The 13,806-nt window shown below is 66.4% G+C and carries 8 protein-coding genes; all 8 read right to left on the bottom strand.

Annotation, left to right across the window (positions count from 1 at the left end):
- Positions 1-19: 19 nt before the first annotated feature.
- Positions 20-1,033, bottom strand: a complete 1,014-nt coding sequence (locus IVB45_RS36685; RefSeq protein ID WP_247358103.1) for an ATP-dependent DNA ligase — start codon at positions 1,031-1,033, stop codon at positions 20-22.
- Between the two features lie 142 nt (positions 1,034-1,175).
- Positions 1,176-1,496: a thioredoxin gene (trxA, locus tag IVB45_RS36680; RefSeq protein ID WP_007598398.1), complete on the bottom strand. Its 321-nt coding sequence runs from the start codon at positions 1,494-1,496 to the stop codon at positions 1,176-1,178.
- 63 nt (positions 1,497-1,559) lie between these two features.
- Positions 1,560-5,069 carry a double-strand break repair helicase AddA gene (addA, locus tag IVB45_RS36675; protein ID WP_247357414.1) on the bottom strand — a complete coding sequence of 1,170 codons (3,510 nt, stop codon included), beginning with the start codon at positions 5,067-5,069 and terminating at the stop codon, positions 1,560-1,562.
- Entirely contained in the window at positions 5,063-8,209 is a 3,147-nt protein-coding gene (addB, locus tag IVB45_RS36670; RefSeq protein ID WP_247357415.1) for a double-strand break repair protein AddB, read from the bottom strand. The genes addA and addB overlap by 7 nt, the downstream gene beginning before the upstream one ends.
- A gap of 225 nt (positions 8,210-8,434) precedes the next feature.
- Positions 8,435-9,157 carry a nucleotidyltransferase family protein gene (locus IVB45_RS36665; protein ID WP_027566154.1) on the bottom strand — a complete coding sequence of 241 codons (723 nt, stop codon included), beginning with the start codon at positions 9,155-9,157 and terminating at the stop codon, positions 8,435-8,437.
- Positions 9,158-9,281: 124 nt separating this feature from the next.
- Entirely contained in the window at positions 9,282-9,599 is a 318-nt protein-coding gene (locus tag IVB45_RS36660) for a PilZ domain-containing protein (protein WP_247285101.1), read from the bottom strand.
- A 114-nt stretch (positions 9,600-9,713) separates the two neighbouring features.
- A complete protein-coding gene (tsaE, locus tag IVB45_RS36655) occupies positions 9,714-11,246 on the bottom strand; it encodes a tRNA (adenosine(37)-N6)-threonylcarbamoyltransferase complex ATPase subunit type 1 TsaE (RefSeq protein ID WP_247357416.1) in 1,533 nt (510 codons plus the stop codon).
- Positions 11,243-13,747, bottom strand: a complete 2,505-nt coding sequence (locus IVB45_RS36650; protein WP_247357417.1) for a PAS domain-containing sensor histidine kinase — start codon at positions 13,745-13,747, stop codon at positions 11,243-11,245. Before IVB45_RS36650 ends, tsaE begins: the two co-directional genes overlap by 4 nt.
- Positions 13,748-13,806: the final 59 nt, after the last annotated feature.

The following is a 13,806-nucleotide window of genomic DNA, read 5'->3' as shown; positions in this document are numbered from 1 at the left end:
GCTCCATCTGGGCTACCGGCTACAGCTGTTTCAACAGCTTTATCGGGTCCACCACCTTCTGCTTCAGCTGCTCGAAGCTGCATTGCCGCGGGGCCTTGTCGGGGCGCCAGCGCAGGATCGAGGTACCGTGGCGAAAGCGGTCGCCGCTGAAATGATCATAGCAGACCTCGATCACGAGCTTCGGCTTGAGCGGACACCACTTCGCAGACCGCTCGGTGGACCAGCGGCTCGGCCCGCCCGGCGCGTTGCCGGTGAAGCCCGGCTCGCCGATCAGCGCCTCTAACCGATCGGTCAGGTCAGGCTTTTCCGTCGCCTTGATTGCCGAGGTGAAACCGACATGGTGCAGGAGACCTCCGTCGTCATAGAGTCCGAGCAGCAGCGACCCGACCACCTTGCGGCCGGCGATCTTGTTGGTGGCATAGCGGAAGCCGCCGACCACGCAATCGGCGCTGCGGAATTTCTTGATCTTCTGCATGCCGTCGCGATTTCCCGCCTGGTAGGGCAGGTCGACGCGCTTGGCGATGACGCCGTCCGAGCCGCCACCGGATTGCGCCAGCCACTTTTTCGCAATGGCGTAGCTCGTCGTCGCCGGTGAGAGGCGGAAGATGCTGCCTTTCAGATTGGCTTTGGCAAACGCTTCCAGCGCCGGCCGTCGTTCGCTCAGCGGCTGCTCGGCAAGCTGTTTCTCCCTGGTCGTCGCAAGCAGATCGAAGCCGAGATACAGCGCTGGCGTTTCCTCCGAGAGCTTCTTCACACGGCTCGCCGCAGGGTGAATGCGTTGCAGCAGCGCGTCGAAGGAAAACCCCTTGCCATGCGGCACGACGATCTCGCCGTCGAGCGTGAAGCGATCCGCCTTCAGCTTCAGCGCTGCGGCGACGATCTCGGGGAAATAGCGCGCGAGGTCTTCGCCGGATTTCGAGCGCAGGTCAATGCTGCCGCCGTTGCGCGACAGCAGGCAGCGGAAGCCATCCCATTTCGGCTCGTATTGCCACTCCTTGCCGCGCGGGATCGCATCGACCGAGCGCGCCTCCATCGCCACGAGAGATGTCGATTTTCGCGCGCGTCTTGCAGGGGAAGGCACAGGCAGGACTCGTCTTACGCTGGAACTGTCCCATCAACGCAAAACGGCCGGCTTTCGCCGGCCGTTTCCAAAAATAATTTCGTGCAGGCGCGGATCAGACCGCGGAGGTGATCCACTGCTGCAGCTTTGCCTTCGGCGCCGCGCCGACCTGGCGGGAGGCCATCTCGCCGCCCTTGAAGATCATCAGGGTCGGAATCGACATCACGCCGTATTTCGACGCCGTCTTCGGGCTCTCGTCGACGTTGAGCTTCACGATCTTGACCTTGTCGCCCATCGCGCCGGCGATCTCGTCGAGCGCGGGTGCGATCATGCGGCAGGGGCCGCACCATTCGGCCCAGAAATCGACGACAACGGGGCCGTTTGCCTTGAGCACTTCGGCTTCGAAATCGGTGTCAGAAACCTTACCAACGGCCATGGGAGTACCTCGTACCTGAGAGAAGGGCGCGACGGGAATCGCGCCCGAGATCATGGCGTCAACCTATGAATGGCTCCTTGCCGGGTCAAGGACGCTCACACCGAGATGAAGAGATGCCAGCGCCGCGTCCAGCGCGGGAGCCGAAATCTCCATATATTCAAGGGACTCGGTCCAGAGCAGGACGGCGCGGACCGGCTTTTGGGGATAAAGCTTCGAAAGCACCGCCCGGTACAGCGCAAGCTGCCGGACATAGGCGGCGGGCGCCGCGGCGGCGCTCTTGGGAGCCGCCTGATTGGTCTTGAAATCGACGATCAGGACCTCATCCGGCCGAACGACCAGCCGGTCGATCTGGCCGGACACCAGCGCTGGGGAGCGGCCCTGCCGCTCCAGTCTGCCGACGATCGCGACCTCCGCCCGGCTGCCGGCGGCAAACACCGGCGCAAACCGCGGCTCGGCGATCAAGGCGAGCACCTTGTCGGCCAGCGCGGTCCGGTCGGCCTCCGCCCAGTCTGCGGCATTGCGCGCCAGGAAGCCGAGCGCGGCCTCGCGCCGGCGCTCAGTGGCGATGTGGGGGAGCGATTGCAGCAGCCGATGCACCAGCGTGCCGCGTTGCAGCGCGAGCGCGCGGGACTGCAGTGATTCGCCCGACAGCACCGCGCGGCCGTCCCCGGACGGCTGGCCGGAGGGGCGCACCGGATCGTCGTCGATGGTCTCGCGTGGTGCCCGTGTCCGCAGCCAGCCCGGGAGCGCGGTCGCCTGGTCCAACGAGACCGCGGGCATGCCCAGCGCCACGACATCCTCCGGTCGGGAGAAGCGCGTCACCTTTCCCAGCGGCGTCTCGATCGTCTCTTTCGCCAGGCCCGAGCCGGCGAGCCCGGTGTCGACCAGATCGTACCAGCTCAGCTTGCGGACCGTCTTCATGTTGCCGGGCATGCAGCCGCCGACGATGAGCCGGTCGGCGGCGCGCGTCATCGCAACGTAGAGCAGGCGGCGATATTCGTCCTCGGTCTCCTCGAGCATCGCCTTGCGGGCGTCGGCGACGGGCTTGGGATCGTCCGCCTTGCGTCCGGCCCAGACCACCACCTCGCCGCCATTGCCGCGCGGGACCTGGATCAGCCGCAGCCGCTGCGAATCCGCAGGCGACGATGTGGTGTCGACCATGAACACGACCGAGGCCTCCAGGCCCTTGGCGCCGTGCACGGTCATCACCCGCACCTCGTCGCGCGAGATCTCCATGTCGCGCTTCACCTCGGTATCGGCCGAGCGCAGCCAGGCCATGAAACCCTGCAGCGAGGCCGGCGCCTTGCGCTCGTAATTCAGCGCCAGTTCCAGGAATTCGTCGAGCGCGTCATTGGCCTCATGGCCGAGCCGGCGCAGCATGCGCGCGCGTCCGCCGTCGCCCCCGAGCAGCCAGGCGTAAAAGGCGAACGGCGTCTCCTCGCGGGCTCGGGTTTCGCAGGCTTCGAGGCGTCGCAACGCCGCGGTAAATTTTTCGCTTGTCGCGGCATGCTCGCCAAGCGCGCGGCGCAGCGATCCCTTGCGATCCCAGGCCAGCTGGAACAGATCGTCGTCACCGAGCCCGAACAGCGGGCTCTTCAGCGCCACCGCGAGCGCGAGATCGTCCTGCGGCAGCAACAGCGCGTCCGCGAGATTCATCAGGTCGATGATTCCGATGTGCTCGGTGAGCTTGAGCCGGTCGGCGCCGGCGACCGGAACATTGGCGTGCTTCAGCGCCTGGATCACCGCGTCGAAGGCATTGCCGCGCCGCCGCACCAGGATCAGCATGTCGCCATAGCGGAGCGGACGCCGCTCGCCTTCGTGCCCGGTCAGCGTGCCGCTCTCGACCAGCCGCTTGATCTCGGTCTGGATGCGGCGCGCGAGCTTCACCTCGGGGCTGGTGGCGGCGACGCCGTCGAACGGCGCGCGCCAGCCCTCGATCTCCTGCCTGTCGTCGGCCTCCGCAAGGTCCCACAGCTCGATCACGCTGGGACCGGCATCGCCGAGTGCATTGTGCAGGGGATGACCGGTCTCGACCGAATGGATGCTCTTGTAGATCGCGGGCTCGCGGAAGACGTGGTCGACCGAATGCAGGATCGCGGCGCCGGAGCGGAAGGAATAGGTGAAGGCGACCGGATCGAATTTCAGTCCGGCGGCCGTGAACTTGCGGTGCAGCTCGCGCCGGCGCGCGTCGAATTCTCGGGGCTGAGCCCCCTGAAACGAGAAAATCGACTGCTTCTCGTCGCCGACAGCGAAGACGGTGCGGTTCAGGCCCTCGCGCGCGCCCTCGCCGGCGGTGAACTCCGAGATGATGTGCGCGACGATGTCCCATTGCCGCGGACTGGTGTCCTGGGCTTCGTCGATCAGCACGTGATCGACGCCGCGGTCGAGCTTGTAATGCACCCAGCCGGAGGAAACGCGGTCGAGCATCGCCAGCGTCTTGTCGATGAGATCGTCATAGTCAAGCAGACCGCGCTCCTGCTTCTCGCGGCGGTAGTTTGCGGCAGCCGCCGTCGCGATATGCAGCAGGGCGGCGGTGCGGTCCCGCATGGTCACCGCACGGCGCTTCTCGACCAACCCACTGACGCGCTGCGCCTCGTTCTCGAACAGGCGGGCGACGGACGGGTTGTGATCGCAGAACTTCTTGGTCAGCACCGCCTTGCGCGGCAGCTTTTCGTCGGTCAGGAAAACGCTGAGATAGGCATCGACCTGCGCGCCGCCGGAAAACACCTTTGCCTCGCGAAGCCGGCAGGCCTGGTCGTTGTCGGACTTGCTGCCGTCCTCCAGTGCAAAAGCGATGTCATCCCAGCGCGATCGCGGCAGGAATGGACCGTCGACAATCTCGGTCTCGACGTCCTCGATCCGATCGCTCGCGTCCACGCCCAGCGCGGCCGACATCTGCGCAGCAGCCAGCTCCGCGCTGCCGGCTTCATCGGTCCAGGCCATGAAGTGATCGCGGCTCAGGCAAGCCTCGCGCACCACTTCCTTGAAGGTGACATCGGCGGCGCTCGCCATCGCGGTCAGCAGCGCGCGGCCGGTGACGCTGTCAGGGTCGCGCGCGGCCTCCAGCAGCACCTTCAGATTGGCGCGTTCCATCATGTCGGTCTGGTCGCGCTCGTCGATCACGGCGAAGCGCGCCGGCACGTTGGCCTCGAACGGAAACTGCTGGAGCAGGCGGGTGCACAGCGCGTGGATGGTCTGCACCTTCAGCCCGCCCGGCGTCTCCAACGCACAGGCGAACAGCTTTCGTGCGTCGCGCCGCAATTTTGCAGTGGGGTGCGGGATGCCGACCGCGCGAATCGCTGCATCGAGTGCGGTGTCGTCGAGTGTCACCCAATGCCCGAGCGTGGTGAACACGCGCTCGGCCATGTTGGCGGCGGCCGCCTTGGTGAAGGTGATGCAGAGAATTTTTTCCGGCGGCACGCCCGCGAGCAGCAGGCGGATCACCCGCTGCACCAGTACATGGGTCTTGCCCGAGCCGGCATTGGCCGACACGAAAGCCGAGGCGGTCGGATCCGATGCGCGCGCTTGCCTGGCGCGCACTTCATCCGGGATGGGGCGCGGTGCCTTCACCATTCCTCGATCCCCAATCCGCCGGCCGCGGACCATTCCTTGATCCGGGCGAGATCGTCATAGGCGCCGTAGCGATTCGTCCACATCGGCAGGTTCAACGAGGTGTAGGGCTGGTTCTCGTCCTCGAAGGCGCGGATCAGCGCCTCGAGCTTGGCCCGTGCTTCGGCGGCGGCCGTATCAGGCGGCTGCGGCTCGTCGCCCTGCTTGAACTTGAGTTCGAGAATGCGTTCTTCGCCCGGCGGATTATTGCCGCTCAGGCGAACATAGACGAGCTGGCTCACGGACGCGCCGGCGTCGATGTCGGGAAAACCGCCCTCACGCAGGATTGCGGCTTCCAGCGTGAGCTGCGGCGACAGGCCCATGCGGACCTGCTTGCCGGTCGGTGGCTGGCCGGTCTTGTAGTCGAGGATGGCGTAGCCACCGCCCCGGCGCCGCTCGATGCGGTCGGCGCGGGCGGAGAGACGGAAGCTGCGCCCATGGTCGAGCGGGATCGAAATCTCGCCGCGAGTTTCCGCGGCGATCGCCTCGATCGCGTCGCGCCGCGCCGTTTCCCATTCGCCGAACCAGCGCGCGATGCGCTGGAAGCGCGGCCACCACAGCGCCCGCGCCTCGGGTCGCTCCATCAGCGGCGCGAAGTATTTTTCGCCGATCGCGCGCAGCACCCGCGCGGGATCGTCGGGCAGATTCGTGGCGTAGCGTTCCGTGAACTCCCCGAGCGCATCGTGGATCGCCGAGCCGCGGTCGGCGGCCGACAGCGGCATGTCGACGGGATCGAGCGCGTCGAGCCGCAAAATGTGTTTTGCGTAGATCGTATAGGGATCGCGCAGCCAGTCCTCGATCCCGGTCACAGACATCCTGAGCGGGCGGGTCGCGCGCGGCGGTCGCGGCTCGGGCTGCTTGATCGGCCTCACCTCGTCGGGCTGGTCCAGCGCGGCTGCGAACTGCACGTATTTCTCGCCCGCGCGAATCGCGGCCTTCCAGTGCGCATCGCCCGCGACGGCCTCTAGCCGATGCAGGAAGCGCGAGGCGACCGCCGGCGCGCCGCCAGCCTTGGCGGAGTGGGTGAGGATGACCTCGTCGCCGCCGAGCAACTGCGCAAAATCATGCGCAGAGAGGCCGATCCGGCGTTCCGGCAGATCGAGGCCCAGCTCGTGCCGCATCGGCCGGCTCAGCCACGGATCGATGCGCGGCGCCGGTGGCCAGACCCCCTCGATCAGCCCGCCGACGATGATGCGGTCGGCCTGCATCAGGCGCGATTCCAGCGGGCCGTAGATCTGAAGCCGCGCGCCCGGCCTGTCCCGCCGCCGCACCGCGCGATCGCTGAATGCGGTCTGGAACACGTCTGCGTAGTCGGGCAGCGTGACCATCAATCCGCTGGTGGTGCCGCTGCGCAGGAGATCGTCGAAGGCGCTCGCGAGCGCCAGGCCTTCGCGCTCCTCGAACGCCAGCGGGATGCCCTGCTCGTCGCGCGATAGCTCGATCATGATCTCGCGATGCCGATGCGCGAGTTCGGCGAAGTCGTACGGCTTTGATGAAGCAAGACTCTCGATCGGCGCCAAGGCTTGTCGCAAGCTATCGATCAGCGCCTGAATACGATCGAGGTCTTCCGCCTTGAGACGTGCACGCGGCTCGGCCTTGTGCAGTGCGGAGACCTCGCTGCGCCACAGCTTTGCCAGCTCCTCGCGGAATCGATTGAACTCGCGCAGTAGGCCGGCGGTGCCCGCAGGCGGCCGCGTTCCGCGCAACAAAGCGAGCTCCAGGCCTTCGATCGCCGCCTTCCATGCGCCGGGCGCCCGGCCGAGCCGGCACAGCGGATGCTTCAGCATCGCCAGCAGCGTCGGCGGCTCCAATCCCTTGGTCGCCGCCTCCGCTGTCAGTCGCGCAAAGACGCCGGCGGAGGTTTCCATCAGGACGTCGCCGCCGGAATCATCGAATGCGAGATCCCATCGGCTCAGCGCGGCCATCACGCGCCGCGCCAGCGCGCGATCGGGCGTAACCAACGCTGCGGACTTGTCGAGATGCCTCGCCTCGCGCATCGCAATGGCGATCGCGAGCGCTTCCATTTCAGGATTGGGAGCTTCGACAACCGCGAGGTTCTTCATGCCCCCGGTGATCTTTAAGGCCACATCCGGCTGCTTCAGCCGGTCGTGCCAGATCTCGGTCTTGGCCGACGGCCGCATCGATTCCGACGCCAGCAGATCGCGGCCGCCTTCCGCCGGAGGCTTGAGGATATCGACGTCGCTGCGCTTGATGCCAAAGCGATCCAGCAGCGCGTGCATGGCGTATTGCGGATGGTTCGAGACCGGATGCTCCGCGAACTTGCCGAGCGAGTCGCGGACGCCGCCGATGCTGCGCCAGGCATCGTCGTCGAGATCGGTGTCGAGGCCGGGCAGCACCACGGCGCCATGCGGCAGCGAGGCGACTGCGTGGAGAAATCTTGCCGTGGCCGGCATCGAGCCGGTCGAGCCGGCCGCGATCACGGGGCCATGGGGATGCGCGGTCAGCCGCTTGGCTTCGGCATCGATCAGAAGGTCGCGGCGGGCAGCGGGCTCGATCCGGTTGATCTCGGCGAGATGACCGGGCCAGGCGATGCGCGCGATGCGCAAAAATTCAAGCGAGTGCTGCCAATACCGATCGAGCATATCGGGCACGAGGCCGTCGAGCGCGCTCCAGTCGACGCCGCGCGTGACCATGTCGTCGATCAGCCGCGCGAGATCGGACGCCAGTGCCAGCGTCGAGGCGGGGCCGCCGACGACGAGCGGAGACAGCACCGGGCCCTTGGCCCAGGCCGCGACGAGGTGCGCCAGTGTCAGCCGCCGTTCGAGCTCGCCGAGCCGCGGCGGAATATCGAGCGGCGTTGCGTCGGAAAACTGTTCGCCCTCATCGGCGAAAGCGAGTTCATCCTCGTCGATGTCGCCGAGCGCGACGATGCGCGGCAGCACGACGGCGTCCGCCTTCATCTCGTCGAGGAAAATCTCGCGGACGACGCGCATGGCGCGTCGTGTCGGCAGGTACAGCGTGGCATCCGCCAGCCGTGCCGGCTCCTTGCGCGCCTCAAAGCCGTCGACCAGCCGACCGTCAAGCAGGCTTGCGACGACGGTGCGCAGAAACGGAACTGAGACTGGAACGCTGAAAACGCGCATGAGCTGCCTGATTCGGGAATCAGGCGCCAATATAGGGAGGCGGACTCAAATGGATATGGGCGGAAGGGAGATAGTCCCCGCTGTTCGCCGGACCAATACAGGTGCGGTAGGGTGGGCAAAGGCGCGACGCGCCGCGCCCACCATGTTTCCGCGAGTTTCAGCTTAGATGGTGGGCACGCTTCGCTTTGCCCGCCCTGGCACCGCGTCCGGGACAATAGCGCAGCCCTACGCCACGCTCTCCAGAAACGCCTCTTCCGCCGCGTGCACGGCATCGGGCGTGCCGACATGCATCCAGACGCCGTCGAGGCGAAGGCCGAACAGCCGCTCCTGCTCGTTGGCACGGTCGAACATCTTGGTCAGCGAGAACTCGCCCGTGGGGGCATCGGCGAAGATCGACGGCGACAGGATCGCTGCGCCGGCATAGACGAACGGAACGACCTCTTTTTCCTTGCGCTTGCGCAGGGCGCCGTCGGCCAGCATGCCGTAATCGCCGCGGCCGCTATAGCCGATGCTGGTCGCCGTCGGCGCCATCAGCAGCAAAATGTCCATCCGCGCGGGATCGAAGTTTTCGGCGAGCCGCGTCAGGTTGGAGCGCACGCCGTCGATCCATAGCGTGTCGGAATTGACGTGAAAGAACGGTGCGTCCCCGAGCAGCGGCAGTGCCTTGACCACGCCGCCGCCGGTGCCGAGCACCTGGTCGCGCTCGTCCGAGATGGTCACGCGCGGATGCTGACGGGATGCGGTGTGATCGATGATCTGGTCCGGCAGGTAGTGCACGTTGACCACCGCCTCGCTCACGCCGGCCTGGCCGAGCTTGTCGAGCACATGGTCGAGCAGCGGCTGGCCGGCCACCGGAACCATCGGTTTCGGCATCTTGTCCGTCAACGGACGCATGCGCAGGCCGAACCCTGCGGCGAGCACCATGGCTTTGGTCGGTTTGACGGACATCCTTCGCTTTCTCAGACCTACTGATTTCGCGTTCGCAGCAATCCTAACACGAGGTTCGACTGACCGCACCGCGTCTTAACCGCCTTAACCACCTGCCATGACGCTTGTACGACGGGTGTTGCCGTTACGCCCCGATGGATGTGGAACGCGCCTTTTTCTTCTTGTCGCCGAGCTTGAGAAAGTTGACGCCGATCTGGTCGCCATTGACCCAGGCGAGCTCGCAGCGTCGGTACGCAAGTCCGGTGGACGACAGCAGCAGAAAAAACTCCTTCAGATGCAAGCCTTCGACCGAGCCGTCGATGGTCAATTTGGCGCCGCTGTCGGAGACGTCCTCCATGGTGCAGTCGCGCCGCCAGGTGCCGTCGATACCCATCATCTGGGCCGCGATCCCGCGCTCGAAAACAACCCGGCTGTTGCCGCGCTCGTCCGTCTTCACCGCCATCTGCCCTGCTCCAGCCCGTAATCATCCGGCTGCTCCGCCGCGAGATTACCGGCATCTTGGCTAACAGCCGGTAAATCGGGCCCCGAATCAGTCGTTTCAGCCCCTACTGGCCTTTCAGTCTTGGGCCGGGCCTTGGGGCGGCGGGACGTTGGCGACATACCAGTCGCGCAGAGGGGCGAGCGCGGGATGCGCCAGGGAGCGCTGGAGATAGGTCCAGATCCGCGGCTGGTGACGCAGATAATGCGGTTTGCCGTCGCGGCGGTTGAGGCGGGCGAAGGTGCCGAGCAGACGCGTGTTCCGCTGCGCCGACATGATGGCGTAGAGCTCGGCGAAGCCGGCCGCGTCGAAGCTCGCGTCGCTCGCGCGGCGAGCCTTGATGTAGCGCGACAGCAGCGTCAGTTCGATCGCCTCGGGCACGTCGATGCGGGCATCCTGGAGCAGCGACACCACGTCGTACGATTGCGGCCCCAGCACGGTGTCCTGGAAATCGATCACGCCGACGCGTTCGATGCCGGTGCGATTCCCGAGCCAGATCAGGTTCGGCGAGTGATAGTCGCGGATGATCCAGGTCTTCGGCGAGGCCTGCGGTTTCTTCAGCAGCTCGCGCCACATCGCGAAAAATGCGGCGCGCTTCTCGTCGTCGAGCGGCGCATTGCGATCGGGCAGGTACCATTCCGGCATCAAGCCGATTTCGATCAGCAGCGCTTCGGTATCGAAGACGGGAATGGCGTAGGTCTGCCCGCCGAGCGGCAGCGTTTCCGGCAGCGTCTTGCCGTGCAGCGCGGCCAGTAAATCGGCCGCGGCTTCGTAGCGTTCGACGATCGGGCGCGGCGGATCGCCCTCGATCACGCCTTCGCTGCCGAAGTCTTCGCTGATCAGGAATCCATGGTCGAGGTCGGAATGATGGATTGCGGGCGCGGAGATTCGTTGCGCGCGCAGGCCCTCGTCGATGGCGACGAAGGGTTTGATGTTTTCGGCGAGATGCACCGCGGCGCTGTAGGATTTTCCGTTGTACATGGCAGCACCATCCGGGCGCTGCGGAGAATTCATGAGGATGACGATTTCGTCGTCGCGGAGCAGCCGCGCATAGGAGCGGGTCGAGGCGTCGCCCGCCATGCGCTTGCGCGTTGTCTCCATGTAGCCGGATGCATCGAGGAATTCGCGCAGCGCCTGCAGCCGCGCGACGGTGGCGGCAGCATTGCCATGGCCGGTGATGTCGGCGGCGCGTGCATTCGAGCCCAATGCCGGCCGGTGCGTCAGCGCGATGTCGATGCGGTCTTGAGGCATCGCCGACGGTGCGCGCTCCGGCCATTCGATCAGGACGAGGGTTGCTTCCGGCAGCGGCGCCAGCCCTATCTCTTCGAGCTCGCTCTCGTCCTCGACGCGGTAGAGGTCGGCATGCATCACCGGGAATGGCGGCAGCTCGTAGCCCTGCACCAGCGTGAAGGTCGGGCTCGGCACTTCCAGTGCATCGTCGCCGGCGAGGTAGCGGATCATGGCACGCGCCGCCGCGGTCTTGCCGGCCCCGAGATCGCCGGTGAGCGTGATGACATCGCCGGGGCCGACCAGCAGCGCGAGGTCGGCCATCAGTTGCGCGGTGGCCGTCTCGTTGTGGAGCGCGACGGAGAATGTGGTTGGCGCAGTCATTCGGCGGCGTCGCGATGCGCCGCCTGGTCGGTCGGGAAGTCACAGATCACGACCGTGCCCCTGCCCACGATCGAATCGACCCGGATATTGCCGCCATGCAGCTCGACGAAGGAGCGCACCAGCGACAGGCCGAGCCCGGCGCCGCGGTGACGCGAGCCTTGTGAGCGGCTTTCGAACCAGTTGAACACCTTGTCCTTCATGTCGGCAGGTATTCCAGGCCCGGAATCTGTCACGGTGAAGACCACACTGCGTTCGGTGCGGCGGGCGCTGATGCCGACGGTGGAATCCGGTGGAGAAAACCCGACGGCGTTGGCGAGGAGGTTATAGAGCACCTGCACCACGCGCTTCTCGTCGCCGGTGAAGTTGCCGACATCGGGCGCGATCTCGACCTTGAGGCGGATGCGGTCGGTGGCGAGCCGGTCCTGGAGACCTTCGGCGGCGAGCTCGATGGTCTTGCTGACGTCGACCGGGCCGAGTTCCAGCTTCATGGCACCGGCGTCGATGGTGGCGAGATCCAGAATGTTGTTGGTCAGCGCCAGCAGCGCATTGGTCGATTTGGTGACGTAGTCGAGATATTCGGCCTGTTTCGGCGTCAGCGGCCCGGTCGAGGGATCGCTGAGGAAATGCGCGAAGCCGATGATGGTGGTGAGCGGCGAGCGCAGCTCGTAGGAGACGTGGTGGACGAAATCCACCTTCATCTGGTCGGCCGCCTCCAGCGCCTCGTTGCGCTCACGCAGCGCGCGCTCGACGTTCTCGGTGTCGGTGATGTCCTGGAAGGTCAGCATCGTGGCGCCGTCGTGCAGGGGCCGGATCATGCCGTCGAGCACGCTGCCGTCCTTGCGCTCCAGCTTCAGCGGAATGTCGGCGCGGCTCTCGATCGAGGTGACGGCCTCGCGGATCTGTCGCCAGACGACCGCGTCGTCGAATAGCTGATGGCACCAGCCCTCGACCGTCTGGATGTGCGGCTCGTCGCGCATGGCGTCAACGGACAGCTTCCACATCCGGACGAAGGCCGGGTTGAACAGCTGCGCCTTGCCGTTGCTGCCGAACACCGCGACGCCCTCGGCCAGGCTGTCCAGCGTTTCGCGCTGGACCCGGATCATGCCGTCGAAGCGGCGGGCGAGCTCGAGGCTCTCGGTGACGTCGTCGAACAGATAGGTGACGCCGCCTTCGGGGTTCGGCGTGGTAACGACGGAGAGCGCGCGGCCGTCGGGCAGGTACCAGGTGTCCTTGGCAGCCTCGACCGCGCGATAGGCCTCGTGCAGCTTGGCCTTCCAGGCGCGGAAGTCCGGCTGTTCCGGCAATTTGCGCGCGGCGCGGAGCTTGTCGAGCACGCTGGAATCATCGGGGTTGGCGTCGAGAAAGGTACGGTCGAGGTCCCACAGCTGGCGGTAGGAATCATTGTAGAAGGCGAGCCGGCGCTGGCCGTCGAACACGGCGACGCCGGAGGAGAGCTGGTCGAGCGTGCGGCGATGCGCTTCCGCCATCCGCACCAGCGCTGAGCTCAACCCATCCGCCTCGCTGGCATCGATGGCAACGCCGACATTGCCGCCGCCGACATTGACGGCGCGCACGTCATAGATGCGCCGCTCGCCGCCGATCACGATCGGCAGGCGCGAGGTGAAATTGGCCGCTTCCTTCAGCCCCCGCTCCATCGCGCTCCGGTCGGCGCTGTCGAGCAGCTCGAGCTTGCGCTCCTGGGCGTCGGTGATGCTGGCCGCCTCGGTCGCACGGACATAGGCGGGGTTGGCGTAAGCCAGCGCGCCGTTCTCGCCCTTGGCCCAGATCGGCCAGGGTGCGGCGGTCGCGAAGCCGCGCAGCATCTCCGTCTCGTCGGAGAGGGCTTTGTAACGCAGATTGGTCTCGGCCAGATCGCGGCGGAGCCCTGAGAGTTCGCGAATCCTGACGATGGCCTGGCCGCCGATGGCGCGGCCGATGGCCTCCAGCGTGTGGCCATGCGCGGTGGTGAGCGTCAGCTGGAACCCGTCGCCGCGGTCGCGCAGCGCGTCGACGGCGTGGTCCATCCGGAGCGCCGGTTCCGGCGGCAACCAGGTTCCAAACGCCAGCACGCGCTGTGGAGAGGAGTCGCGCGGCAGCACCATGGAGGTGTCACCGGAGATCTGCGCGCGATTGTCGCCGGCCGGCCAGGAGATCAGGATCTGCGGCTCGGCAAACAGCAATGCGCCGAATCGGTCGGCCTGGAGCTGGAGTTCCCCGATCCGTGCGCGCAGCCGCGCCTCGTTCTTCGCCGTGCGAACGCGCGTGCGCATCAGGAGGATCGCGGCCACCACCGAGAAGCCGAGCAAGGCCAGCGCGGTGGCCAGCACCGCGAGCTCCTGCCGGTTGAAATCCAGCAACGTTGAGAGTGTGTCGACGAGGTCGGCGGCCTCAGCCGGCGCAGCCGGCAGCAGCGCTGCGAGAGCGCTTCCCAACAAGCCGTTGCGCACGAGCGATGTGCACGACAGCAGCGTCCGACGCATCGACACGATCACGCCTGACATAGTTGCCCCAAGATCGCACGAATTTGCGCGCGGCGACCCCCGTCGCGCGCGAATCAAAC

The sequence above is a fragment of the Bradyrhizobium sp. 4 genome, from assembly GCF_023100905.1.
In the GTDB taxonomy this organism is placed as follows: domain Bacteria; phylum Pseudomonadota; class Alphaproteobacteria; order Rhizobiales; family Xanthobacteraceae; genus Bradyrhizobium.
Note: the sequence above shows the minus strand (reverse complement) of the source record. Positions and strands in the feature narration are given on the sequence as shown.